Origin of the sequence: Streptomyces longisporus (assembly GCF_039532765.1) — a bacterium.
Classification (GTDB): Bacteria; Actinomycetota; Actinomycetes; order Streptomycetales; family Streptomycetaceae; genus Streptomyces; species Streptomyces longisporus.
Genome location: NZ_BAAASG010000004.1, coordinates 23629 through 47209 on the forward strand (window position 1 = coordinate 23629; position 23581 = coordinate 47209).

Sequence of the window (23581 nt, forward strand, 5' to 3'; positions counted from 1 at the left end):
GTATGGTCTGCCGACCCTTGGTACGGCAGATCGAGGAGCGAGCGCGTGTTCAACCGGAACCGAGGCCTGTGGCAGGCGGCGGCCATCGCGTCCATATCGTCGCTGGTGGCGGGATGCGGAGTCCTCTCGGCGGACTCCTCAGGCGGCAAGGGCCCCATCGTGGTCGGGACGACCAGCGCGCCCAGCACACTGGATCCCGCCGCCTCCTGGGACCAGTCCTGGGAACTGTTCCGCAACATTTACCAGACGCTGCTCAGCTACCCCTCCGGAGCGACCACACCGCAGCCGGACGCGGCGGACAGCTGCCGCTTCTCCGACAGCTCGAACACCACGTACACATGTGAGCTGCGCGAGGGCCTGAAGTTCTCCAACGGGCACCCGCTCGACGCCAAGGCCGTCAAGTACTCCATCGACCGGATCCTGAAGATCAACGTCAACGGCGGGCCCGCCGGACTGCTCGGCAGCCTCGCCCGGGTGCAGGCACTGGGTGACCGGGAGATCGTCTTCCACCTCAACAAGCCCGACGCCACCTTCCCGTTCGTGCTCGCCACCCCCGCCATGTCGATCGTCGACCCCGCGGAGTACCCCGAGAGATCCCTGCGCAAGGGCGACACCATCGACGGCTCCGGGCCCTACACCCTCCAGTCGTACGAGGACGGCAAGAAGGCCGAGCTCGTCAAGAACGACACCTACAAGGGCTACGCCGAGCGCAAGAACGACGCGGTGACCATCCGCTACTTCCAGGACTCCTCCACCATGGTCACCGCGCTGAAGGACAAGCAGGTCGACGTCGCCTTCCGCGGCCTCAACGCGAACGACATCGTCGACCTGCAGCGCCATGACGCGAGCGGGAACCTCCAGCTCATCGAGGGCTCCGGCATCGAGATCAACTACCTGGTGTTCAACCCGAAGGACCCCTGGGCGGGCAAGCTCGCCGTCCGCAAGGCGATCGCCCAGCTCGTGGACCGCGGCGCGATCGCACACAAGGTCTACAAGGACACCGTCGAGCCGCTGTACTCCATGGTCCCCAAGGGCCTGACCGGGCACACCACCGACTTCTTCGACGACTTCGGCAACCCCAGCACCTCCAAGGCCCACAAGATCCTCGCGGACGCCGGCATCACCCAGCGCGTCCCGCTCACCCTCTGGTACACCACCGACCGCTACGGCTCCTCCACCAAGCTGGAGTTCGCGGAGATCAAGCAGCAGCTGGAGGACTCCGGCCTGTTCACGATCACCCTGAAGAGCCGCCCCTGGAACACGTACGTGAAGGGCTACCAGAACGGCGAGTACCCGGTGTTCGGACGCGGCTGGTTCCCCGACTTCCCGGACCCCGACAACTTCATCGCGCCGTTCGTCGGCAACCAGAACGCGCTCGGCACGCCCTATCCGGCGCCCGAGATCACCGGGAAGCTGCTGCCGCGCTCCCGCAGCGAGAGCGACCGCGCCAACGTGGTCTCCGACTTCGAGCAGGCCCAGCAGATCCTGGTCAACGACGCCAGGCTGCTGCCGCTGTGGCAGGGCAAGCAGTACGTGGCCGCGAGCGACGACATCTCCGGCGCGGAGCAGGCGCTGGACCCGTCGACGATCATGCTGATGGGCGAGCTGTCCCGCAAGACCAGCTGGTAGGCGGTGCACTTCAAGGAGGGCGGGGCCGTTGTCAGTGGTCGCCTGTAGGTTCTGACCCTGGAAGCGACCGCACCCGGTTTACCGCAGATCGTAAGGAAGTTGACGTGACCGACATCGCCATGCTGCCCGAGTCCTGGCGCGGGGTCCTGGGCGAGGAACTGCAGCAGCCCTACTTCAAGGAGCTCACGGAGTTCGTCGAGGAGGAGCGGGCGAAGGGTCCCGTGTACCCGCCGCGCGAGGAGGTCTTCGCCGCGCTGGACGCCACACCGTACGACCAGGTGAAGGTCCTGGTCCTCGGCCAGGACCCGTACCACGGCGAGGGACAGGGCCACGGCCTGTGCTTCTCGGTCCGCCCCGGCGTCAGGACCCCGCCGTCGCTGCGCAACATCTACAAGGAGATGAAGGAGGAGCTCGGCCTGCCGGTCCCGGACAACGGCTATCTGATGCCATGGGCCCAGCAGGGCGTGCTGCTGCTCAACGCGGTACTCACGGTGCGCGGCGGCGAGGCCAACTCGCACAAGGGCCGCGGCTGGGAGAGGTTCACCGACGCCGTGATCCGCGCGGTCGCCGACCGGCCCGACCCGGCGGTCTTCGTGCTGTGGGGCAACTACGCGCAGAAGAAGCTCCCGCTGATCGACGAGACCCGTCACGTGGTGGTCAAGGGCGCCCACCCCTCCCCGCTGTCGGCGAAGAAGTTCTTCGGCTCCCGCCCGTTCACGCAGATCAACGAGGCCGTGGCCCTCCAGGGGCACCAGCCGATCGACTGGACCATCCCGAATCTGGGCTGATGACCCCGCCGGGCCGGTTCCGCACCGGATCGGCCCGGTGCCGCCTGACCGGGATTGCCGCGGGCGGCGGTTAGCGTCGGTCGGGACAGCCGACCAGCCGGCGAGTGTGTGCGGAGGACGCGGTGGCCAACGGACAGGAGCAGGCGGCGACGGACGCCGTGATGACGCGGATCGGACAGGTCGTCATGCTGCATCACGCGGGCGACCGCGAGGAGGCCCGGCACCGCTTCCTCCAGCTCTGGGCGGAGATCGGTGAGCACGGAGACGCGCTGCACCGCTGCACGCTGGCCCACTACATGGCCGACACCCAGGACGACCCCGCGGACGAACTGGCATGGGACCTCCGGGCGTTGACCGCGGCCGAGGAACTCACGGACGACCGCCTCGCCGAACACGAGGAAACCCTGGCGGTGCGCGCCCTCTACCCCTCGCTGCATCTGAACCTGGCGGCCGACTATGTGAAGCTCGACCGCAGCGGCGCCGCCCGCACCCATCTGCGCCAGGCCCGCAGCGCGGCCGAGGCGCTGGCGGACGACAGCTACGGGGACGGGGTGCGGGCGGCGATCGGGCGACTGGAACTGCGGCTGGGGGAGCGGGGCCCGGACGGCGAGGGACGGTGGGGGCCGCCACGGCAGCGGCCGTAGCGCCTCTCCGCAGCGGCTACGGCCGCCTCAGTGCCCGTACGCCTGTCTGCAGATGACCGCCTCCGGGCTGTCGGGCCGCCAGCCCCCGTACGTCCGGCCGAGGGCGCACACGTCCGTCTGCTTCGGGACCGGCCTGGGCACGTCGGGGAGCTCGACGCGCGGCCGCCCAGGGTGCCCGGGCTGCGGGTGCGGCGGCCGGGGACGGGGCCGCGGGTGTGGGTGAGGTGCGGGGTGAGGCGCCGCCGGCTGCGCGGCCGGCGGTCCCTGCCGCTCGGGCGGCTTGCGCTCCGGCCGCCCGGACGGGGCGGTCCCCTCCAGCGCCTCATGGACCGGAGCCTGCACGATCTGCTCAGTCCCCTGGTCGTCGGGATACGGCGCCGACGGCGGGGACGCGGCCGGCGGCGGGCCTGACGCGGGCGGACGCTGGATCGTCACACAGCCGGCGAGGGCCGTGACGGCCACGGTGACCAGGAGCGTTGCGGTGGTCGTCGTTCGATGCACCCGCGCAACGATGTCGGGTCGCAAGGCTCCGGGGGCGGCGTCTGAGCGAAGGATGCCCCGCGCGGGTGATCTCCCGCCCCGTACGGGGGCCGGGGGTGCGCTCCGGGTGACGTCAGTCGCCGGTGCTGCCGTCGAGGCGTTCGCGGAGCAGGTCGGCGTGGCCGTTGTGGCGGGCGTACTCCTCGATCATGTGGGTGTGGATCCAGCGCAGGTTGAAGTGCTCGCCGGTGCGCCGGTGCCTGCCCTTGGAGGTGTCGTCCAGGGCGAAGCGGGCCGCGTTGCGCCGTGCGGCCTCGATCTCGGCCTGCCAGGTGGCATACGCCTCCGCCCAGGTGTCCGCCTCGGTGAGGTGGAACTCGCCGTCCGGGTCCTCGTCGCTGTGGTAGATCGGGCCCGCGTCCTCGTCCGCGAGGACCCGGCGGTACCAGGACCGCTCCACCTCGGCCATGTGTCGCACCAGCCCCATCAAGGACAGTGTGGACGGCTCCACGGCGGCGGTCCTGAGCTGCTCGTCGGTCAGGCCCTCGCACTTCCATGCCAGGGTCTGGCGGTGATAGTCCAGCCAGCCGTCCAGCATGGTGCGTTCATCGGCGGTGGTCGCGGGTTCACGGCGCTCGGTCGTCATGACCGCATCCTTTCCCAACGGATCCGAACCGGCCACGAGATTTCAGCGGCCCGGTCGTGGCCGCTGCCGGTATCCACCCCGCTGTACGTCGCTGCCGCTTTCGCGCCGGCCGGTGAGCGGACGCCCGGCCACGAGGGGGAGCCGCCGGTGCTCCCCCCCCGCAGCTTCGTTTCCGTCGCCGGCCGGTGGCCGCCGCAGCAGCCGTATGCTTCCGGCAGGACCCGGCAGGCAACCGCTAGAGGAGACCACCCCGTGAAGGTCGGCTGCATCGGACTCGGTGACATCGCGCAGAAGGCCTACCTTCCGGTGCTCGCGGGCCTGCCCGGGATCGAACTGCAGCTGCACACACGTACGCCCGCGACGCTCGACCGGGTCGGCGACAGCCTGCACCTCCCGGTCGACCACCGGCACGCCACCCTGGACGCGTTGCTCGCCCAGGACCTCGACGCCGCCTTCGTGCACGCGCCCACCCTCACCCACCCGGAGATCGTGACCCGGCTGCTGGAGGCGGGCGTGCCCACCTACGTCGACAAGCCACTCGCCTACGAACTCGCCGAATCAGAGCGGCTGGTGGCGCTCGCCGAGGAGCGTGACGTCTCGCTCGCGGTCGGCTTCAACCGGCGCTTCGCACCCGGGTACACGCAGTGCGCCGAGCACCCGCGCGAGCTGATCCTCATGCAGAAGAACCGCATCGGGCTGCCGGAGGAGCCGCGCCCGATGATCCTCGACGACTTCATCCATGTCGTGGACACGCTGCGCTTCCTGGTGCCGGGGCCCGTCGACGACGTGACGGTACGCGCGCGCGTGCAGGGCGGTCTGCTGCACCATGTGGTGCTGCAGCTGGCCGGGGACGGGTTCACCGCGCTGGGGGTGATGAACCGGCTCAGCGGTTCGGCGGAGGAGATCCTCGAGGTGTCCGGACAGGACACCAAGCGGCAGGTACTCAACCTCGCCGAAGTGATCGACCACAAGGGCCAGCCGACCGTGCGGCGGCGCGGCGACTGGGTGCCGGTGGCCCGGCAGCGCGGTATCGAACAGGCGGTGCTGGCCTTCCTCGACGCCGTACGGGCGGGGAAGGTGCTCAGCGCCCGGGACGCACTGGCGACTCACGAACTGTGCGAGCGGGTGGTACGTGCGGTTGAGGACCGGGCCGCCTGAGCCGGACCGCCCGTGCGCCCTCGGTCGCGCACCATACGGCGAGGATCAGCAGGGCGCCGTGCACCGGCCAGTCGCCGTAGCGGACGTACGGGGTGGTGCCGTGGGCCAGTGGAATGTCGTATACCGCTGCCCCGCTGGAGCTCGTCCCCATCCAGGATCCCAGCCGCTGCCCGCTCGCTCCGTACACGGCCGACACCCCTGTCAGCGTCGCGTGCACCATCGGCCGCCCGGTCTCCGCGGCACGCAGTGCGGCCAGCGAGGCGTGCTGCTCGGGCGCCCAGCTCTGCTGGAACGTCGACGTCGCCGACTGCGCTATCAGCACCTCGGCGCCGTCCTGCGCGAGATGGCGGCTCATGTCGGGGAACGCCGACTCGAAGCAGACCATCGGACCGATGCGCAGCCCGTGCCCCACGTCCATGAGGACCTGCTCCGAGCCGCGCCTGCGGTCCTCGCCGGCCGCCTTGCCGACGGAGGTCGCCCAGCCCAGCACCGAACGGAAGGGGATGTACTCGCCGAAGGGCACGAGCCGCATCTTGTCGTAGCGGTCGCCGGTCAGCCCGTCCGGGCCGACGAGCACGGAACTCTTGTAGATGCCGGGTTTGTCGGAGCGCCGGGCATCCACGTTGACCAGGATGTCGGATCCCGTCTCGCGCGACAGGGCCGCGATGCGTTTCGCCAGGTCGGGGCGTTGGCCGAGGTCGAATCCGACGCTGCTCTCGCCCCACACGATCAGGTTGGGGTGCTGCCCGGCGAGTTGGCGGGTGAGCTGTTCCTCGCGGTCGAAGCGCTTGTCGGGGCCGTCGATGACGCCCGGCTGCACGACCGCGATCCGCGTTCGGCCGTCGACGTCCGGACGCGGTGACCACACCCAGGCCGCCGTGGTCGCGGCTGCGGTCGCGACCAGGCCCGCCATGGCCGGAACCCAGACCACGGTGGCAGGTGACATCCCACTGACCCACGGCCACACCAGCCCGGCTACGGCGACATTGACGGCCACCACCAGGAAGCTGAGCAGCCACACCCCGCCGACCGAGGCGAGCCGCAGCGCGGGTTCCACCTGCCACTGACTGGAGCCGAGCACGCCCCACGGGCCGCCCAGCCCCTGCCAGGAACGCACGAGTTCGACCATCAGCCAGGCCGACGGCAGCACGAGGAGAGCTGCCAGGCCGGGCCCGGTCCCGCGCGTCCCGCCCAGGAAGCGCCGCACCAGCCAGCCCCACGGCGCCCACAGCGCGCCCAGCAGCGCGGCGATGAGGAAGATGAACACATTCAGGCTCGGCAGCAGCCAGTGGTGCACGGCCACCATGTAGCCGAACCCGCCGCACCAGCCGTCGTAGGCAGCCCGTTTCCCGGTGGGCGCGGAGCGGACCAGCACGATCCAGGGGACCAGGGCGACATAGGCGAACCACCACAGCGAAGGGGCGGGGAACGCGAACACGGGCAGGGCCCCCGCCAAGGCGGCGATCGCCGAGCGCCGCCACGGGGAAGCGAGCCATTGACCAAAGGTCTTCATACGGCTCCTCCCTACCCGGTGGTGGCTCCAGTGTGCGTGCTTTCGCCGAGCGTGGACAGACGGCCCCGGATCACTCGGCCGCGGGTGCCACACGCGGCTCGGGAAGGCGCCGCCACTTCTCCTCCACGACGACCTCGCGCAGCCGCCAGCCGTCGTGCGTGCGCAGCAACCCGAAGGCGTACCGGCCGCCGCACACGAAGTCGGGAGCGGCCGCCCCCTCCCCGTCCGCCGCGAACCGCATCGGATTGACGTAGTCGGCGCGCACGCGCGCGGTGTCGCCGATGTCCTGCTCCAGCATCCCGAACCGCACCCGCCGGTTGACGATCAGATGCTGCCGCATCGGAAACAGCAGCATGCTCTCGGCAAGCCACACGGCGACCTGCCCGGCACCTCCCTCGATGCCGCCGGCCGAGCGGTAGTCCGCGCGCCCGTCGGGCGTGAACAGCCCCCGGTACGCCTTCCAGTCACCGTCGTCCACGGCCGCCGCGTAGTCGGTGACGACTTCGTCGACGGCCAGCCGGTCCATCACGTTCGCGAGCTCCACGCGCTGCGTCATCGGCTCAGTGTTGGGCATGGGACGTGCCGGGCCAAGGGGGTGTGCGGCGACGACACAACTTCGTTGTCAGCGCCGTCCAACTTCCTTGCCCGCGCACGCCGTTCGTGGTCCGGCGCGTCCGCATGCCGACCGGCGATTCCTATACTGACCGAATGATCACCATTCCGATCGGCGCGCTCGAAGTGGCCATGGTCCAGTCCGGCGCCCGAGTCGCGGACACGTTGGGGGACACCGCCGAGTTCGCCAGGCGCGTCGAAGACCTCGGCTACCGGCGCCTCTGGTACGCCGAGCACCACCACTCCCCGGCCATAGGGGCGTTCCCGCCCGTCGTGCTCACCGCGCACGCGGCCGCGCTGACCTCGTCCATACGCCTGGGGTCCGGGGGTGTGCTGGCCCCGAACCACGCCCCGATCATGCTGGCGGAGCAGTTCGGCACGCTCGCCGCGCTGCACCCCGGCCGGATCGACCTGGGCATCGGCCGCGGCCCGGGCACGTTCGACGAGCCGACGGCGCGGGCCCTGCGGCGCGGGGCCGGGCCGACGACGGACGACGAGTACCGCGACGACGTGGCGGCGACCCTGCGTTTCCTGGTGGACGAGGTCGCGCTCGGCCCGCTCCCGGAGCCGTGGCTGCTTGCGTCGAGCACGGCCGGCGCGGCGCTTGCCGCGGAACTCGGACTGCCCCTCGCCTTCGCCCACCACATCCGCCCGGACAACACCCTCGCCGCGCTCGATCGCTACCGGGCGCAGTTCTCCCCGTCCCGCTGGTGCGAGCGTCCCCGGGTACTGGTCTGCGTGGAAACGGTGTGCGCCGAGACGCAGCAGGAGGCGGCCCGGCTGGCGGGCCCGATGGATGTCGTCAAGGCCGGACTGCTCAAGGGGCGGGGAGACATCCCCTTCCCCACTCCCGAAGAGGCGGCCGCCCACTCGTTCACCGCGGAGGAAGAGCGGGCACTGGCGGGCTTCCGCGCCCAACAGGCCCACGGCTCACCCGACTTCGTCGCCAAGCAGTTGGCGGACCTGGTGGAGGTGACCCGCGCGGACGAACTCATGCTGGTCACACCGGTCTACGCGCTGGCCGCACGCCTGCGCTCGTACGAACTCGTCAGGCGGCACGCCGCCCCGGCCGTGTGAGGCCCGGAGGAGGACGCCTCCCGGTCAGGCCGCCTCGATGACGTCGCTCTGGATCGCCGCCGCCCACTCGACCACCAACAGCTCGTACTCCGCGCGCTCCTGGGCCGACAGGGAGCCGCCCGCGCGCATCCACAGCGCTCGGATCTGCTCGTTGACCTCGGCGGCGGAGCGCACGGAACCAGGGGTTAAGGAATGGGGGGACATGCGCACAAGCCTAGGGGCAAGCACTGACACTGCGCTACCGGACGGCTACCCATGACGTATGTCATTGGTCACGGATTTTCGCGGCACCGCCCGGAGCTGCAACTTCCGTATCGCCGCTGAGCGTTGAGGTCCGCGCCACCGCCGGCGCGCCTCGCCCTGGTCAGCCCGCCGACTCGGCCGCATGGGGGCTCAGTACGCCCGCGGTGACCAGGGCGATGATGACGATGCCCAGCGCGATGCGGTACCAGACGAAGGGCATGAAGCTCTTCGTCGAGATGAACTTCATGAACCAGGCGATCACGGCGTACCCGGACGCGAAGGCGATCACCGTCGCGAACAGCGTCGGGCCCCAGGAGACATGGCCGCCCTCCAGGGCGTCCTTGGTCTCGAACAGGCCGGAGGCCAGCACCGCGGGAATGGCGAGGAGGAAGGAGTAGCGGGCCGCGGCCTCGCGCCGGTAGCCCATGAACAGGCCGCCGCTGATGGTGGCTCCGGAGCGGGAGACGCCCGGGACGAGCGCTGCCGACTGGCACAGACCGTAGACGAGGCCGTCCTTCACGCCCAGGTTCTCGAGCGTCTTGCGCTGCTTGGGCGCCCGGTGCCGGCCGCCCGTCTCGTCGCGTGCCGCGAGCCGGTCGGCGATGCCGATCACCACACCGACGACGATCAGCATCGTCGCGGTGATCCGCAGATCGCGGAACGGGCCCTCGATCTGGTCCTTGAACAACAGCCCGAGCACACCGATCGGGATCGAGCCGACGATCACCAGCCAGCCCATCTGCGCATCGTGGTCGCGGCGCATCTCCTTGTCCACCAGCGAGCGCGCCCAGGCCGAGACGATCCGCCCGATGTCCCTGCGGAAGTAGATCAGCACGGCGGCCTCCGTGCCGATCTGCGTGATCGCCGTGAAGGCCGCGCCGGGGTCCTTCCAGCCGGAGAAGGCGGCGGTCAGCCGCAGATGCGCGCTGGAGGAGACGGGGAGGAACTCGGTCAGCCCCTGGACGAGTCCGAGGACGAGGGATTCAAACCAAGACATGGATGTACGGCGTCCAAGTGCTGATCGTGGCAGGCGCGACGGGACGTCACGCCGGCGGGCGTCGTGATCACGGGTGTGCAGGGCAGCCTAACCTCCGGCGCCGACGGGACCCGCACAGGGGTTTCGGGGGCAGCCGGCGGCCTTGGGTGATGGGTGGTTGACCAGGTGTGGGGGCGGAGCTTACGTTTCTGGGAGGAGAAAGCGCTTGCTGACGCTGCTCCTCCTCGTAGCTTGTCGTTTCCCGGAGGAGTGCTGATCAGGTCCATGTCCACGTCCGAGACCCATCCCGGGACGTCCCAGGCCCCCGCCGCCCCGCTCGTCGGCCGGCGCATCCGGGCCGCCGTCATCGGCACCGGCGCCATCGGGCGGGGCTCGCACCTGCCCGCCCTGGCCAGGCTCGCCGAGGAGGGCGAGACGGAGGTCGTCGCCGCCGTCGACATCGATGCCACCGCGGTCGGGGAGTTCTGCCGGGCCACCGGGATCCCGCACGCCTACACCGACCTGGAGCAGATGCTGCACGAGCAGCGCCCCCACCTGGTGAGCATCTGCACCCCGCCGACGCTGCACCGCGAGCAGACCATCGCCGCCCTGCGTGCCGGTGCGTGGGTGTGGTGCGAGAAGCCGCCGGTGCCGACGCTCGCCGACTACGACGCGGTGGAGGCCGAGGAGGGCAAGGACGGCGGCCCGTACGCGTCGATCGTCTTCCAGCACCGCTTCGGCTCCGCATCCCGGCACGTACGGCGGCTGCTCGCCGAGCAGGCCATGGGCCGACCGCTGGTCGCGCACTGCCAGACCACCTGGTACCGCGACACCGCCTACTACGCCGTGCCCTGGCGCGGCCGTTGGGCGACCGAGGGCGGCGGCCCCGCCATGGGCCACGGCATCCACCAGATGGACCTTCTGCTGGACCTGCTCGGCCCGTGGCGCGAGGTGCGCGCGATGGCCGGGCGCCTGGTGCACGACGTGGAGACCGAGGACGTCTCCACCGCCCTGATCCGCTTCGAGAACGGCGCGATGGCGACGGTCGTCAACAGTGTCCTGAGCCCCGACGAGGTCAGCCGCATCCGCATCGACTGCGAGCGCGCCACCGTCGAACTCACCCACCTCTACGGCCACTCCAACGCGAACTGGCGCATCACCCCGGCCCCCGGCGTGCCCGGCGACGAGGCCGCCGCCTGGCAGGACTTCGGCGCGGACGTGCCCAGCTCGCACCTGGAGCAGCTGCGGGAGCTGGTCGCGAGCATGCGCGCGGGGGAGCGCCCGCGCAGCAGCGGCGCCGACGGGCGCACCAGCCTGGAGCTGATCGCCGCCATCTACAAGGCGGCCTTCACGGACACCACGGTCAAGGCCGGCGAGATCGGCCCCGGCGACCCGTTCCACGCGGCGATGCACGGCGGAGCGCCCGGCTGGGCGCCCGTCGCTCCTGTGGCGGCCGAGGAGGTGTCCGCATGACCGGGCTGCGTGTCGTGCACGCCCACGGCGACCGCATCACGATCACCGAACGGGCCGGTGGCGTCGAGCTGTTGAGCTATGTCTACGCCCCGGAAGCGGCCTGGGAGTCCCCGAAGCCGTACATCCACCCCCTGCGCACCCTGGCGGGCGAGGTCGTCACGGACTACCGGCCCAACGACCACCGCTGGCACAAGGGCCTGCAGCTGACGGCCTCGCACCTGTCGGGCGCCAACCTCTGGGGCGGCAACTCCTACGTGCGCGGCGAGGGCTACCTCGAACTGCCCGAACGCGTCGGCTCGATGGCGCATGTCGCCTTCGACGAGGTGGCGGTTCACGGCGACCGCGCAGTGATCACTGAACGGCTGACCTGGCACCCGTACAGCGGGGAGCTGTGGGCCGACGAGGAGCGTCGTATCGAGATCCACGACGTCGACGCGGAGTCCGGCTCCTGGGCGCTGACCTGGACCAGCGCCGTCACCAACCGCCGCGACGAGTCGCTGTGCTTCGGCAGCCCGACCACCGCGGGGCGTGAGATGGCCGGCTACACCGGCCTGTTCTGGCGCGGTCCGCGCGCCTTCCGCGCCGGCCGGATCATCGGCCCCGACGCAGAGGGCCCCGGCCTGATGGGCGAGCAGGCGCCGTGGCTCGCCTTCTCCGGCGAACACGACGGCAGCGACGGCCACGCGACCCTCGTCTTCGCCCACTCCCCCGAGAACGACCACCTGGGCCAGCGCGGCACGCACCCCGCCCACTGGTTCGTACGCAACGAGCCGTTCGCCGCCGTCGCCCCGTCCTGGTCGTTCTACGACGAACTGGAACTCGCTCCCGGTGACACCCTCACCCGCCGCTACCGGATCGTGGTGGCCGACGGATCGTGGGAGCGGGAGGAGATCACCAAGTACCTGGAGGCGCATCCGTGGTGAGCACAGGGGAGTTCACGGGACTGCCGGGCTCAGTCGCCGTCTCGCACCTGTCCGTCTACGACTGGCCGGCCGTCGACGGCGTCTGCGGCGGGACTCCCCATATGCATCTGACCTGTTCGGAGGCGTATGTCGTCACCGGCGGCCGGGGCGCGGTGCAGACCCTCACGACGTCCGGGTACGAGGTCACGCCCCTCGTACCCGGCACGGTCGCCTGGTTCACGCCGGGCACCATCCACCGCCTGGTCAACGAGGACGACCTGCGCATCACGGTGCTGATGCAGAACAGCGGCCTGCCGGAGGCCGGCGACGCGGTCCTGACGCTGCCGCCGCGGTACCTGAGCGACGCGGAGACGTACGCCGCCGCGACCAGGATTCCGACGGATGCGCCGCAGGAGGAGCAGGAGCGGTTCGCCCGCGCCCGCCGGGACCTCGCCCTGGAGGGCTACCGGGCCCTGCGCGAGGCGGACGGCCCGGAGGCGCTGGCCGCCTTCCACCGCGCCGCCGCTGCACTGGTACGCCCCCGGCTCGCCGAGTGGCGCGAACGCTGGCGGCGGGGTGCGGAGGCGGCCGCCGCAGCCACGGGGGAGCAGCTCGACCGCCTGGAAAAGGGTGACGTCGGCCATCTCGCGGAGGCCGTCGTCAGAGCCGAACTGCCCGCGGCTCACGGGAAGTTCGGGATGTGCGGGCGGTTGGACGTGTACCGGGCCGACTAGGCCCTGCCGCCTTGGAGCCTCACGGCGTTGCAACAGGCGTGGGTGATGCGGCACGCAGCGCTGCGCTCTGCAGTCCCGTGACGCGCTGGATCACGAACATCGCGAGCACGGCCGCGGCCAGGTTGAGCGCCTCCGTCACCACCAGCAGGGGCCAGGACCCGCCCCCGAACCGGGATGCCATGGCGATCACGGTGTGCCCGGCCCAGGCTGCCCACCAGACGTTCACCAGGAGCTCGTCGCGGCCCTTCTCCGTCGTCCCGGGGCTGCTCGCACGGTGGACCTCCAGGACGAGCCCGCGCGGAACCCACAGGTTGACCACCGGTATCAGCCAGGCCACGACGGCCCACAGGCCGGGTTGCGAGGCGGCACCCGGAGAAAGCACCCGCGCGTTTCGCCGGCAGCGGCTGAACCACACCAGGAAGACCACGGCCGCCGCGGTCAGGAGGTTCACGAACACCATCGATCTGAAACCGAACTCGTTCAGTGACGCGTTCGTGGGGTGCAGATAACGAGCTCTGAGGGCCAGTGCCCGGAGGACGTCCGCGACGGCTGTCGCGGCGATCGCGGCCTGCGCGAAGCGGGCGAGGAGCCATGGTGCGTTCATGACAGGGTGGTTCGTGTCAGCTGCGCTGTTCACAGGGGGAGACCTACTTCTCGTGGGCGGCCCGCACTGCGGCGGCGCGGCGGAGGGAACGGGCGCCTCGGATCATAGATCGCTCCCGGCTCTCGTGAGCCGGGAGCGCTGCGAGATCGGCAGCCGTGGGGCGGGGGTGCCTGCTGATCCCGTTTGCTCCGGGTCAGGCCGCCGAAGGCCCCTTCACCGTCCATCCCTCGGCCTGCGGATGGGCGGTGAGGTCCTCGTGGTGCACCGGATCGCCGCAGGCCGCGCAGGTGACGACCGGGACGAGTTCGTTGCCGCAGATGTGCTCGACCACCATGGGGAGGTCGACGCCGTTGCGGAGGTGGCGGTCGCCCCACTCCTTGAGGGTCATCAGGACCGGCTCCAGTTCGAGCCCCGCCTGGGTGGGCCGGTACTCGAAGCGCTGCGGCCGCTCGCTGTAGGCGCGCTTCGTCAGGATCCCGGCGTCCACCAGGCGGCGCAGCCGGGCGGCCAGGACGTCGCGCGGGGCGCCGATGTTGCGCACCAACTGGTCGAAGCGCCCGTTGCCCAGGCACACCTCGCGCACGACGAGCAGGGAGTACTTCTCGCCCACCAGCGCCAGGGTGTCGGCGATGGAGCAGGGACGCGGGTCTTTGGTGGCGGCCATGACGCCCAGTCTAGGGGAGGGTTTGTTTTTCCAACCTTCGGGGCTATGGTGAGTTTGGATTTCCTACTCACGAGTAGTTCCCGTCGATCCGCCGTGGAGGCATGCACATGCGTGACGCAGTCATCGTCGAAGCCGTACGCACCCCGATCGGCAAGGGCAAGCCGGGCGGCTCCCTCGCGCACGTCCACCCCGTGGAGCTCCTCGCCCACACCCTGCGCACCCTCGTCGACCGCTCCGGCGTCGACCCGGCACTGATCGACGACGTCATCGGCGGCACCGTCGACCAGGTCGGCGAGCAGGCCATGAACACCACCCGCTACGCCGTGCTGTCGGCGGGCTTCCCGGAGACCGTCCCGGCGACCACGGTGGACCGCCAGTGCGGCTCCTCCCAGCAGGCCGTGCACTTCGCCGCGCAGGGCGTCATCTCGGGCGCCTACGACCTCGTCGTCGCCTGTGGCGTGGAGTCGATGAGCCGGGTGCCGATGTGGTCGAACGTACCGCCCGGCAAGGACCCCTTCGGCCCCGGCGTCGCCGAGCGCTACCCGGAGGGCCTGGTCCCCCAGGGCATCAGCGCCGAACTCATCGCCGCCAAGTGGTCGATCACCCGCGACCGGATGGACGCCTTCGCGGTCTCCTCGCACCACAAGGCCGCTCAGTCCTGGGCCAACGGGCTCTTCGACAGCGAGGTCGCGCCCCTGGAGGGCGTCACGCGCGACGAGTGCGTACGGCCGGACAGCACCACGGAGATCCTCGCCGGCCTCCGGCCCGCCTACCACGACCCGGCCTTCGCCGAGCGTTTCCCGCAGATCGAGTGGAACGTCACCGCGGGCAACGCCAGCCCCATCAACGACGGCGCCTCCGCCGTGCTGATCACCTCCAGCGAGACCGCGGCCCGCCTCGGCCTGCGCCCGCTCGCCCGGCTGCACAGCTTCGCGGTCACCGGCTCCGACCCGCTGCTGATGCTCACGGGCGTCATACCGGCGACCGAGAAGGTGCTGCGCAGGGCCGGCCTGACCCTCGACGACATCGACCTGTTCGAGGTCAACGAGGCGTTCTCCAGCGTCGTCCTGGCCTGGCAGCAGGAGACCGGCGCCGACCTCGCCAAGGTCAACGTGCACGGCGGCGCGATCGCCATCGGTCACCCGCTCGGTGCCAGCGGCACCCGTCTGACGACCACCCTCGTGCACGCCATGCGCGCGCGAGGCGCACGCTACGCCCTGCAGACGATGTGCGAGGCGGGCGGACTGGCCAACGCGATGATCCTGGAAGGCGTTTGACATGCTCCTCGTCCCGAAGGACGAGGATTCTGGCCTTCTCGACCGGTTGCTGTGCCGCTACGCGGCACGGTTTCCGGTCGGGAGTCCGTGGCTTCCTGTTTCTTCGCGCTGTGCCGGGATCGCTCCCGGTCTTACCGGCGCTCCGCAGGCCGTCACCGCCAGTCCGGCGGCCGTCTTCACGTTGATCGCGGCATTGGTGTCCCGGTCATGGACGGTGCCGCAGGCGGCACAGGTCCATTCCCGGACGTTCAGGGGTATGGGTCCGTCCACGATGCCGCAGGTGGAGCAGGTCTGGGAGGTCGGCTCGAACCGGCCGATCTTGACCAGGGTGCGACCGTACCGTTCCGCTTCTCGGAGATCAGCTTCGTGGAGAGCTGGTGGCGGAACTCCCGGCGCGCGTCAGCGACCTTGGCATGGGCGCGGGCGACCTTGAAACGGGCCTTGGCCCGGTTCTTGGATCCCTTCTGCTTGCGGGACAGCTCCCGCTGGGCCTTCTTCAGCTTCTTCTCCGCGCGCCGGAGGAAGCGCGCATCCGCGCTTGGTCGGCGGCGGGGTCGGTGTCGATGACGAAGGAGGCGAAGTACCGTGCGGCCGCGTCCTTGATGACGGTGACGGAGGTGGGGGCGGCGGCCAGGGTGCGGGACCACTTCACCTTCACCGCGCCGATCTTCGGCAGGTTCAGACGGCGAGCATCGGTGATGCTCCAACGGGCGTTGGCCGTGAACCGGATCGACTGCCGGGCGTCCTTGCGTGACTTGAACCGGGGCGCGCCCAGTTTCGGTCCCTTCCGGGTGCCCTTGAGGGAGGCGAAGAAGTTCTTGTAGGCGGTCTCGGCGTCCCGCAGAGACTGCTGGAGGACGACGGCCGACACCTCACCCAGCCAGGCTCGTTCCGCAGTCCGTTTCGCTTCCGTGATCAGGCGTGTGGACAGTTGTCCGGCCGTCGGGAGCGGCTCCCCGGCCTTACGGGCGTCCTCGCGGGCGCGCACGGCGTCGTTGAACACGACGCGTGCGCACCCGAACGCCCTGGCCAGCGCGGCCGGCTGAGCGGCGTCGGGGTACGACCTGAAGGCGTACCGGAGCTGCAGGGTCCGGCTCCGCCGGAACGAGACCGCGACGCTCCGCGTCGCAGCCACAAGATTCGCTTCGCCCCCGGCCTGAAGGCCGGAACACCGCGAATGATCTCCGGTAGCGGACCGTCAGCGTCCGCGCAGTTGGTGCCGCTTGCGCCAGGCCAGCACCGCGGCCACCAGAGCCGGTACGGCGATACAGGCCATGGCGATCAGGAAGGCGGGGGAGGTCGGTGCGGAGGCGCGGGCACCGGCGACGGCGTACGCGGCGGTGTTGGGCACCGAGCCGAGCGCCGTCGCGAGCACGAAGGGCACCCAGCCCATGCGGGAGACGGCGGCGCAGTAGTTCGCAGCCCAGAACGGCACCCCGGGGAACAGCCGGGCCGCCATCATCGAACGGAACCCGTGCCGGCTCAGCTGCCCGTCCGCCGCCTTCAGCAGTCGGCCCCGCAGCAGCGGGCGCAGCGCGTCCTGGCCCAGCATCCGGCCCAGGCCGAAGGCGACCCCGGCGCCGAGCACGGTGCCCGCCAGGGCCGTCCCGGTCCCCAGTTGAGAGCCGAAGAGCGCGCCCGCCCCGAGGTTCAGCAGCGGCCGCGGCACGAACGCCACGGTGCACAGACCGTACGCCGCCGCGAACACCATGGCCGCCGCTGCCCCGCCGAGCTGCGGCGGCCAGCCGTTCGCCAGCATCCGCTGCGGCTGGAAGAGCAGCACGGCACCGGCGGCACTCGCGAGCAGGACGACGAGCAGGGACAACCGCGACCACGGCGAGAGCAGCACGCGCGTGCAGCGTGCGCCGAGGCTCGGCGGTGGTACGGGTGCGGCGACGGCGAGCTCCGTGGCGGCGGCCCGGGGAGAGGCCGTGGCGGTGCCCCCAGAGCGGGTGGTGGCATCGAGCATCCGGTGACACTAACCGACAAATGTGTGTGATCGCCGTATGGTTCGTCCCATGAGCGTCACAGGTGAGGTCACACCGCATGTGCCGTTCAGCACACTCGCCGACACCGTGCTGGAGCGGCTCACCGCCACCTACGCCGCCGCGGCCGACCCGGAGCGCGCCGAGTCCATGCGCGCGTACATGAAGGACGTGGCCCCCTTCCTGGGCCTCACCACGCCCGTGCGCCGGACCCTGTCCCGCACCGTCGTGGCGGGCCTGCCGCGCCCCGACGAAGGCGACTGCACGGCGATCGCCCTGCGCTGCTGGCAGTTGCCCGAGCGCGAATACCAGTACTTCGCCGTCGACTATCTGCGCCGCCACGCGCGCGTGTGCACCTCCGGCTTCCTGCCGGTGGCCCGGCACCTCGTCGCCACCGTCTCCTGGTGGGACACCGTCGACGCGCTCGCCGCCCATGTCGTGGGTGCGCTGGTCGCGGCCGACCGCCGGCTCGCAGCGGACATGGACACCTGGATCGCGGACGACGACCTGTGGATCGCCCGCACCGCCCTGCTCCACCAGCTGCGCTACAAGGAACACACCGACACCGAGCGGCTCTTCGCCTACTGCCTGCGCCAGTCCGGACACCCCGACTTCTTCATCCGCAAGGCCATCGGCTGGTGCCTGCGCGAGTACGCCAAGACCGACCCGGAGGCCGTACGGGCCTTCCTGATCAGGGAGCGCGGCCGGTTCGCGCCGCTGTCGGTCCGGGAGGCACTGAAGAACATCGGGGCCTGAACCGTTTCGGCGCCCGAACCCCCATGACCTGAAAAATCATTCGACGCCGGGCAGAGCGTCGGCAATGATCGGCGTCATGTTCCGGTACGCCTTCCACCTCGCAGCATCCGCAGTCGCGGATGCCCCGAAGGCTGCCGTTCCCACTTTTGTCGCCGCAGTCGACGGCGCCCGAAGCTGACCCTCTCCGGATCGTCCGGCGGACCCCGCAGGGGGAGGGTCGGCGAGTCCTTGGGGTCCCCATCTCACCTACGAAGAGGCTTCGAGGTATCGCCATGCCCAAGACGGCATACGTGCGCACCAAACCGCATCTCAACATCGGCACCATGGGCCACGTCGACCACGGCAAGACCACCCTGACCGCCGCCATCACCAAGGTGCTGGCCGAGCGCGGCACCGGCACTTTCGTGCCGTTCGACCGCATCGACCGCGCCCCGGAGGAGGCCGCCCGCGGCATCACCATCAACATCGCGCACGTCGAGTACGAGACCGACACCCGCCACTACGCGCACGTGGACATGCCGGGCCACGCCGACTACGTCAAGAACATGGTCACCGGCGCCGCGCAGCTCGACGGGGCGATCCTCGTCGTCTCCGCGCTCGACGGGATCATGCCGCAGACCGCCGAGCACGTCCTGCTCGCCCGGCAGGTGGGCGTCGACCACATCGTCGTCGCCCTCAACAAGGCCGACGCGGGTGACGAGGAGCTCACCGACCTCGTCGAACTGGAGGTCCGTGAACTGCTCAGCGCGCAGGGCTACGGCGGCGACGCCGTGCCCGTCGTACGGGTCTCGGGGCTGAAGGCCCTGGAGGGCGACCCGCGGTGGACGGCGTCCATCGAGGCGCTGCTCGACGCCGTGGACACGTATGTGCCCATGCCCGAGCGGTACTTGGACGCGCCGTTCCTGATGCCCGTCGAGAACGTCCTCACCATCACCGGCCGTGGCACGGTGGTGACGGGCGCGGTCGAGCGCGGTGTCGTCCGCCTGGGCGACCGGGTCGAAGTGCTCGGCGCCGGGCTGGAGAGCGTCGTCACCGGCCTGGAGACCTTCGGCAAGCCCATGGAGGAGGCGCAGGCCGGCGACAACGTGGCGCTGCTGCTGCGCGGGGTCCCGCGGGACGCGGTCCGGCGCGGACACGTCGTGGCGGCGCCCGGCAGCGTGGCACCGAACCGCCGCTTCTCCGCGCGCGTGTACGTCCTGTCCACGCGCGAGGGCGGACGTTCGACCCCGGTGTCGAGCGGCTACCGGCCGCAGTTCTACATCCGCACCGCGGACGTGGTCGGCGACGTCGACCTCGGCGAGACGGCCCTCGCCCGGCCCGGCGACACCGTGACCATGACGGTCGAGCTCGGCCGTGACGTGCCGCTGGAGCCGGGGCTCGGCTTCGCGATCCGCGAGGGCGGCCGCACGGTCGGCGCGGGCACGGTGACGTCGGTCGGCTGAGCCTGTGCGGCGCCCGCCTCCCCATGGGCGGGCGCCGCACATCCGACCCTCCGCAGCCGATTGTCAGTGCCGTGCGCAAGACTTGATCGCACACGCAGTCGTGGGTCGTGGAGAGACGGGGGAGACCATGGCGGGCAAGGCGTTGGTTCTCGGCGGCGGTGGCGTCGGCGGCATCGGCTGGCTGGCCGGGATGGTGTACGGGCTGTCCGAGGCGGGCGTCGATCTCGGGGACGCCGACGTGGTGTTCGGCACGTCGGCAGGATCGGCGGTGGCGGCCCAGCTCCTGGCGCTGCGCACACCCCGGGAGCTGTACGAGCGTCAACTGGCCGAACCCGAGGGCGAGCTGTCCGCCCGCATGGGCCCTGGTGTGATCGCCCGCTTCGTCTGGGCCGCCCTCACCTCACGCACACCCGAGGCCTACGGCCGCAAGCTCGGCCGGATGGCGCTGCGCGCGCGGACCCCCTCCGAAGCGGCCCGCCGGGCAGCGATCGAGAGCCGGCTGGTGTCTCCCGGGTGGCCGGACGGTCCGCTGCGGATCACCGCCGTCGATACGGCGACCGGGACGCTCCGGGTCTTCGACAAGGACAGCGGCGTGCCGTTGGCGGACGCCGTCGCCGCGAGCTGCGCGGTACCGGGTGTGTGGCCGACCTGGCCCATCGAGGGCCGCCGCTGGACGGACGGCGGGGTGTACTCACCGGCCAACGCCCACCTGGCGAGCGGATACGAACGCGTCGTCGTCCTGGCCCCCATCGCCTCGGGCGGCGGCCCCCTCGCCTCGGCGGCCGACCAGGGCAGACGGCTCACCGAGCAGGGCGCCCGGGTCGTCGTCGTGACACCCTCGGCGGCCGCGAAGGACGCGATCGGCCCCAATGCTCTGGACCCTGCGGTCCGTGCGGCCTCGGCACGGGCGGGACGCGCACAGGCGAAGGAGCACGCGAGACAGGTGGCGCAGGTCTGGGGAACCTGAACCCACGAGCCCGGACCGCACGCCCGCGGCTCCCGCTCCCGGCAGAATGGACCCGTGGACGAGCCGATACCCGTGACCCGAGACGTCGATCACGGCACCGCCAAGCTGATGCCCGACGTCGACCGGAAGCGGGCCTGGCTGCTGACGGTCGACGGGGCGCCGCAGTCGTACGTGGACCTGGACGAGCCGGCGCACCTGGAGTTCGAGTACGCACGACGGCTCGGGCACGTCCTGGACACCGTCGCCGAACCGGGCAGCCCGCTGGACGTGCTGCACCTCGGCGGGGGCGCGCTCACCCTGCCCCGGTACCTGGCCGCCACCCGGCCCGGCTCACGACAGGACGTCGTCGAGGCGGACCGCGCCCTGCTGGAACTGGTCCTGGAGCACCTGCCGCTCCCGGACGGCTCGGCCGTCGCCCTGCACACCGCCGACGCCCGCACCTGGCTGGAGGCGGCTTCCTCGGACTCGGCGGACGTGATCGTCGCCGATGTCTTCGGCGGCTCCCGCGTCCCGGCACACCTCACCTCCGTCGCCTACGCTCGCGAGGCCGCCCGGGTGCTGCGCGACGGGGGCGTCTACCTGGCCAACCTCGCCGACGCCGCGCCCTTCGCCTTTCTCCGTTCCCAACTCGCCACCTTTGCCACCCAGTTCGAGGAGCTGGCGATGATCGCCGAACCGGCCGTCCTGCGCGGGCGGCGCTTCGGCAACGCCGTACTCGTCGCCGCGCACCACCCCGTCGACACGGCCGCCCTGACCCGGCTCACGGCAGCCGACGCCTTTCCGGCACGGGTCGAGTACGGGCCCGCAATCCGCGAGTTCATCGCGGGCGCGCGCCCGGTGCGGGACGAGGACGCCGTGCCGTCTCCCGAGCCGCCCGCTGGGGCGTTCGGAATCGGCTGAGCCGTCCTGGGTGCTCGGTGGCGCCGTCACCACGGGTCTGGTGTGTCGCTGCGGGGTGTGCAGGTCCGGTACGCGTGCCATCGCGGGTGCGTGCCCGGTGCGGGAGGAGGATGCCGTGTCGTCTCCGTAGCCGCCCGCTGGGGCGTTCGGAATCGGTTGAGCCGTCCTGGGTGCTCGGTGGCGCCGTCACCACGGGTCTGGTGTGTCGCCGCGAGGTGCGCGGGTCCGGTACGCGTGCCATCGCGGGCGCGCGCCCGGTGCGGGAGGAGGATGCCGTGCCGTCTCCGGAGCCGCCCGCCGGGGCGTTCGGAATCGGCTGAGCGTCCGGCACGCGGGCCACCGCCTCCGAAACAGCCCTCTGGCCAGCGAAGGCTACTCGTGGGTAACATACTGGTCATGAGCGCAGACCAGATGTCGATCGGCGAGATGCTCGCCGCGACGGTGCCGATGGCCCGGACCCTGAACCTCCAGTTCCTGGAGACCACGCCCGAGAAGGCCGTGGTGAGCCTGCCGGACCAGGGCGAGTACCACAACCACGTCGGCGGGCCGCACGCCGGCGCGATGTTCACCCTCGGCGAGACCGCGAGCGGGTCGATCGTGCTGGCCGCCTTCGGGGAGCAGCTCGCGCGGGCCGTGCCGCTGGCCGTGCGCGCCGAGATCGCGTACAAGAAGCTGGCGATGGGAGCCGTCACCGCCACCGCGACCCTCGGTCGCCCGGTGGCCGAGGTCGTCGCGGAGCTGGATGCCGGGGAGCGGCCGGAGTTCCCGGTGTCGATCGAGATCCGGCGCGCGGACGGTGCCGTCACCGGCGAGATGACCGTCGTGTGGACCTTGCGTCCCAACGGCTGAGCACTGCCTGCACGCCGGGCCCGGAGGCGCCTAGTCTCCGGGCCCAGCGTGCTTTCGTGTGCCCCCCCGCGGCGAGACGGCTGAGGTCACAGCCCGAGAAGGAGCGCAGTTTCAGGCGGCCAGCGGACGGCGTCCGGGACCGGTGCCCTCTTCCAGCCCGGCGACGAACTCCTTCAGCCAGGCGGTGAATTCGGGGCCGAGGTCGTCGCGCTCGCAGGCGAGGCGGACCACGGTCCGCAGATAGTCGGCCTTGTCGCCGGTGTCGTAGCGCAGACCGTCGAAGACGACGCCGTGCACCGTGCCGCCCGCGGCCAGTTCCTGAAGGGCGTCGGTTAGCTGGATCTCGCCGCCGCGGCCGGGCGGGGTGCGCTCCAGGGCGTCGAAGACGGCCGGGTCGAGGACATAGCGGCCGATGACCGCGTAGCTGCTGGGCGCGTCCATGCGGGACGGCTTCTCGACCAGGCCGGTGACGCGGACCACGCCGTCCTCGCCGGACGCCTCGACCGCTGCGCAGCCGTAGAGGTGGATCTGCTCCGGCGGGACCTCCATGAGGGCGATGACGCTGCCCGCGTGCCGGTCCCGTACGTCGAGCATGCGGCTGAGGAGGGTCTCGCGGGGGTCGATCAGGTCGTCGCCGAGCAGCACGGCGAAGGGCTGGTCGCCGACGTGGCGGCGGGCGCACAGGACGGCATGGCCGAGGCCGAGCGGCTCGCCCTGGCGGATGTGGTGGATGTTGGCCAGGCGGGCGGGATCGCGCACGGCGTCCAGACGTATCGCGTCGCCCTTGGCGGCAAGGGCCTGTTCCAGTTCGAAGGCATTGTCGAAGTGGTCCTCGATGGCGCGCTTGTGGCGTCCGGTGACCATCAGGACGTCGTCGAGCCCGGCCGCGGCGGCCTCCTCGACGACGTACTGGATGGCCGGCTTGTCGACGACCGGCAGCATCTCCTTCGGGGTCGCCTTGGTCGCGGGCAGGAAGCGGGTGCCGAGGCCGGCGGCGGGAACCACGGCCTTGGTGACCGCACGGGGGGAAGTGGCGTGGGGGACGATCATGCGGCCCATGCTGGCGCACGCGGATGAGAGCCCGCACAGAGAAACGTGGGATCCCGCTGTGGGTCCGCCCGGCAGTGGAGGTTTCGTGTACCAAGCGCCCGGGGGTGTGCACAACTCGGCAACCGCCCTACGGTGGTTTCGAATGCGGGTGCGGATACCGTCGGTAACTTATTTGAAGTTGCCGCGTTTTGAACTTTCGTCACTCGAACTCC

At 71.1% G+C, this 23581-nt stretch carries 24 protein-coding genes and 1 pseudogene; 14 read left to right on the forward strand and 11 right to left on the reverse strand.

What is annotated here, in order from left to right:
* The first annotated feature begins 45 nt into the window (after positions 1-45).
* From ABD355_RS06885 to ABD355_RS06895, 3 genes are all read left to right on the forward strand, one after another.
* Positions 46-1629 (forward strand): ABC transporter substrate-binding protein, encoded by a 1584-nt coding sequence (locus ABD355_RS06885; RefSeq protein WP_344399193.1) that lies wholly within the window; start codon positions 46-48, stop codon positions 1627-1629.
* A 104-nt stretch (positions 1630-1733) separates the two neighbouring features.
* A complete protein-coding gene (gene ung, locus ABD355_RS06890; RefSeq protein ID WP_344399194.1) occupies positions 1734-2417 on the forward strand; it encodes a uracil-DNA glycosylase in 684 nt (227 codons plus the stop codon).
* A 122-nt stretch (positions 2418-2539) separates the two neighbouring features.
* Positions 2540-3061, forward strand: coding sequence for a hypothetical protein (locus ABD355_RS06895; RefSeq protein WP_344399195.1), 522 nt, complete (start codon positions 2540-2542; stop codon positions 3059-3061).
* A 27-nt stretch (positions 3062-3088) separates the two neighbouring features.
* Here the strand turns inward: ABD355_RS06895 and ABD355_RS06900 are convergent, their stop codons facing one another.
* Entirely contained in the window at positions 3089-3562 is a 474-nt protein-coding gene (locus ABD355_RS06900; RefSeq protein WP_344399196.1) for a hypothetical protein, read from the reverse strand.
* A 112-nt stretch (positions 3563-3674) separates the two neighbouring features.
* Complete coding sequence (locus ABD355_RS06905) at positions 3675-4187, reverse strand: DinB family protein (RefSeq protein WP_344399197.1); 513 nt, start codon at positions 4185-4187, stop codon at positions 3675-3677.
* 252 nt (positions 4188-4439) lie between these two features.
* Here ABD355_RS06905 and ABD355_RS06910 point away from each other — a divergent pair, with 252 nt between their 5' ends.
* Positions 4440-5345 carry a Gfo/Idh/MocA family protein gene (locus ABD355_RS06910; RefSeq protein ID WP_344399199.1) on the forward strand — a complete coding sequence of 302 codons (906 nt, stop codon included), beginning with the start codon at positions 4440-4442 and terminating at the stop codon, positions 5343-5345.
* Here ABD355_RS06910 and lnt read toward each other — a convergent pair.
* Together lnt and ABD355_RS06920 are read right to left on the reverse strand one after the other, a co-directional pair.
* Positions 5269-6858: an apolipoprotein N-acyltransferase gene (gene lnt / locus ABD355_RS06915; protein ID WP_344399201.1), complete on the reverse strand. Its 1590-nt coding sequence runs from the start codon at positions 6856-6858 to the stop codon at positions 5269-5271. The two genes, ABD355_RS06910 and lnt, sit on opposite strands and share 77 nt — an antisense overlap.
* Positions 6859-6928: 70 nt before the next feature.
* A complete protein-coding gene (locus ABD355_RS06920) occupies positions 6929-7414 on the reverse strand; it encodes a nuclear transport factor 2 family protein (RefSeq protein WP_344399202.1) in 486 nt (161 codons plus the stop codon).
* Positions 7415-7566: 152 nt separating this feature from the next.
* Here ABD355_RS06920 and ABD355_RS06925 point away from each other — a divergent pair, with 152 nt between their 5' ends.
* The gene (locus ABD355_RS06925; protein ID WP_344399203.1) at positions 7567-8547 is read left to right on the forward strand and encodes an LLM class flavin-dependent oxidoreductase; all 981 of its coding nucleotides are present in this window, start codon (positions 7567-7569) and stop codon (positions 8545-8547) included.
* 24 nt (positions 8548-8571) lie between these two features.
* Here the strand turns inward: ABD355_RS06925 and ABD355_RS06930 are convergent, their stop codons facing one another.
* Positions 8572-8751: a hypothetical protein gene (locus ABD355_RS06930; protein ID WP_232655352.1), complete on the reverse strand. Its 180-nt coding sequence runs from the start codon at positions 8749-8751 to the stop codon at positions 8572-8574.
* 160 nt (positions 8752-8911) lie between these two features.
* Entirely contained in the window at positions 8912-9787 is an 876-nt protein-coding gene (locus ABD355_RS06935; RefSeq protein ID WP_344399204.1) for an undecaprenyl-diphosphate phosphatase, read from the reverse strand.
* A gap of 264 nt (positions 9788-10051) precedes the next feature.
* Between ABD355_RS06935 and ABD355_RS06940 the strand changes: the two genes are divergently transcribed.
* From ABD355_RS06940 to ABD355_RS06950, 3 genes are read left to right on the forward strand one after another with little or no spacing between them, the layout of a single operon-like run.
* Positions 10052-11239 carry a Gfo/Idh/MocA family protein gene (locus ABD355_RS06940; RefSeq protein WP_344399205.1) on the forward strand — a complete coding sequence of 396 codons (1188 nt, stop codon included), beginning with the start codon at positions 10052-10054 and terminating at the stop codon, positions 11237-11239.
* Complete coding sequence (locus ABD355_RS06945) at positions 11236-12162, forward strand: DUF6807 domain-containing protein (RefSeq protein ID WP_344399206.1); 927 nt, start codon at positions 11236-11238, stop codon at positions 12160-12162. Before ABD355_RS06940 ends, ABD355_RS06945 begins: the two co-directional genes overlap by 4 nt.
* Positions 12156-12875, forward strand: coding sequence for a cupin domain-containing protein (locus tag ABD355_RS06950; protein WP_344399207.1), 720 nt, complete (start codon positions 12156-12158; stop codon positions 12873-12875). Before ABD355_RS06945 ends, ABD355_RS06950 begins: the two co-directional genes overlap by 7 nt.
* A 19-nt stretch (positions 12876-12894) precedes the next feature.
* Here ABD355_RS06950 and ABD355_RS06955 read toward each other — a convergent pair whose 3' ends face one another.
* A complete protein-coding gene (locus ABD355_RS06955) occupies positions 12895-13479 on the reverse strand; it encodes a DUF4328 domain-containing protein (protein WP_344399208.1) in 585 nt (194 codons plus the stop codon).
* Positions 13480-13672: 193 nt separating this feature from the next.
* The gene (locus ABD355_RS06960) at positions 13673-14143 is read right to left on the reverse strand and encodes a winged helix-turn-helix transcriptional regulator (RefSeq protein WP_344399209.1); all 471 of its coding nucleotides are present in this window, start codon (positions 14141-14143) and stop codon (positions 13673-13675) included.
* A gap of 107 nt (positions 14144-14250) precedes the next feature.
* Between ABD355_RS06960 and ABD355_RS06965 the strand changes: the two genes are divergently transcribed.
* On the forward strand, positions 14251-15420 hold the full coding sequence (locus ABD355_RS06965) for a thiolase family protein (RefSeq protein ID WP_344399210.1): 1170 nt from the start codon (positions 14251-14253) through the stop codon (positions 15418-15420).
* A gap of 57 nt (positions 15421-15477) precedes the next feature.
* On the opposite strand, the pseudogene ABD355_RS06970 reads toward ABD355_RS06965, so the two are convergent.
* Together ABD355_RS06970 and ABD355_RS06975 are read right to left on the reverse strand one after the other, a co-directional pair.
* Positions 15478-16507: pseudogene (locus ABD355_RS06970) on the reverse strand (RNA-guided endonuclease InsQ/TnpB family protein).
* A gap of 111 nt (positions 16508-16618) precedes the next feature.
* On the reverse strand, positions 16619-17389 hold the full coding sequence (locus ABD355_RS06975) for a TVP38/TMEM64 family protein (RefSeq protein WP_344399211.1): 771 nt from the start codon (positions 17387-17389) through the stop codon (positions 16619-16621).
* 49 nt (positions 17390-17438) lie between these two features.
* Between ABD355_RS06975 and ABD355_RS06980 the strand changes: the two genes are divergently transcribed.
* The 5 genes from ABD355_RS06980 (at position 17439) to ABD355_RS07000 (ending at position 22319) form a co-directional block, all read left to right on the forward strand.
* Positions 17439-18161, forward strand: a complete 723-nt coding sequence (locus ABD355_RS06980; protein ID WP_344399212.1) for a DNA alkylation repair protein — start codon at positions 17439-17441, stop codon at positions 18159-18161.
* A gap of 272 nt (positions 18162-18433) precedes the next feature.
* Complete coding sequence (gene tuf / locus ABD355_RS06985) at positions 18434-19603, forward strand: elongation factor Tu (RefSeq protein ID WP_344399213.1); 1170 nt, start codon at positions 18434-18436, stop codon at positions 19601-19603.
* 127 nt (positions 19604-19730) lie between these two features.
* Positions 19731-20570 carry a patatin-like phospholipase family protein gene (locus ABD355_RS06990; RefSeq protein ID WP_344399214.1) on the forward strand — a complete coding sequence of 280 codons (840 nt, stop codon included), beginning with the start codon at positions 19731-19733 and terminating at the stop codon, positions 20568-20570.
* A 54-nt stretch (positions 20571-20624) separates the two neighbouring features.
* A complete protein-coding gene (locus ABD355_RS06995) occupies positions 20625-21470 on the forward strand; it encodes a spermidine synthase (protein WP_344399215.1) in 846 nt (281 codons plus the stop codon).
* Positions 21471-21866: 396 nt separating this feature from the next.
* Positions 21867-22319, forward strand: coding sequence for a DUF4442 domain-containing protein (locus ABD355_RS07000; protein WP_344399216.1), 453 nt, complete (start codon positions 21867-21869; stop codon positions 22317-22319).
* 111 nt (positions 22320-22430) lie between these two features.
* Here ABD355_RS07000 and galU read toward each other — a convergent pair whose 3' ends face one another.
* Positions 22431-23369 (reverse strand): UTP--glucose-1-phosphate uridylyltransferase GalU, encoded by a 939-nt coding sequence (gene galU / locus ABD355_RS07005; RefSeq protein ID WP_344399217.1) that lies wholly within the window; start codon positions 23367-23369, stop codon positions 22431-22433.
* Positions 23370-23581: the final 212 nt, after the last annotated feature.

Bases quoted from the DNA above. Each gene is read 5' to 3' on its own strand.
- ABD355_RS06905 (WP_344399197.1), bottom strand. From the start codon at position 4,187: ATGACGACCGAGCGCCGTGAACCCGCGACCACCGCCGATGAACGCACC.
- lnt (WP_344399201.1), bottom strand. From the start codon at position 6,858: ATGAAGACCTTTGGTCAATGGCTCGCTTCCCCGTGGCGGCGCTCGGCG.
- ABD355_RS06920 (WP_344399202.1), bottom strand. From the start codon at position 7,414: ATGACGCAGCGCGTGGAGCTCGCGAACGTGATGGACCGGCTGGCCGTC.
- ABD355_RS06925 (WP_344399203.1), top strand. From the start codon at position 7,567: ATGATCACCATTCCGATCGGCGCGCTCGAAGTGGCCATGGTCCAGTCC.
- ABD355_RS06930 (WP_232655352.1), bottom strand. From the start codon at position 8,751: ATGTCCCCCCATTCCTTAACCCCTGGTTCCGTGCGCTCCGCCGCCGAG.
- ABD355_RS06935 (WP_344399204.1), bottom strand. From the start codon at position 9,787: ATGTCTTGGTTTGAATCCCTCGTCCTCGGACTCGTCCAGGGGCTGACC.
- ABD355_RS06940 (WP_344399205.1), top strand. From the start codon at position 10,052: ATGTCCACGTCCGAGACCCATCCCGGGACGTCCCAGGCCCCCGCCGCC.
- ABD355_RS06945 (WP_344399206.1), top strand. From the start codon at position 11,236: ATGACCGGGCTGCGTGTCGTGCACGCCCACGGCGACCGCATCACGATC.
- ABD355_RS06955 (WP_344399208.1), bottom strand. From the start codon at position 13,479: ATGAACGCACCATGGCTCCTCGCCCGCTTCGCGCAGGCCGCGATCGCC.
- ABD355_RS06960 (WP_344399209.1), bottom strand. From the start codon at position 14,143: ATGGCCGCCACCAAAGACCCGCGTCCCTGCTCCATCGCCGACACCCTG.
- ABD355_RS06965 (WP_344399210.1), top strand. From the start codon at position 14,251: ATGCGTGACGCAGTCATCGTCGAAGCCGTACGCACCCCGATCGGCAAG.
- ABD355_RS06975 (WP_344399211.1), bottom strand. From the start codon at position 17,389: ATGCTCGATGCCACCACCCGCTCTGGGGGCACCGCCACGGCCTCTCCC.
- ABD355_RS06980 (WP_344399212.1), top strand. From the start codon at position 17,439: ATGAGCGTCACAGGTGAGGTCACACCGCATGTGCCGTTCAGCACACTC.
- tuf (WP_344399213.1), top strand. From the start codon at position 18,434: ATGCCCAAGACGGCATACGTGCGCACCAAACCGCATCTCAACATCGGC.
- ABD355_RS06990 (WP_344399214.1), top strand. From the start codon at position 19,731: ATGGCGGGCAAGGCGTTGGTTCTCGGCGGCGGTGGCGTCGGCGGCATC.
- ABD355_RS07000 (WP_344399216.1), top strand. From the start codon at position 21,867: ATGAGCGCAGACCAGATGTCGATCGGCGAGATGCTCGCCGCGACGGTG.
- galU (WP_344399217.1), bottom strand. From the start codon at position 23,369: ATGATCGTCCCCCACGCCACTTCCCCCCGTGCGGTCACCAAGGCCGTG.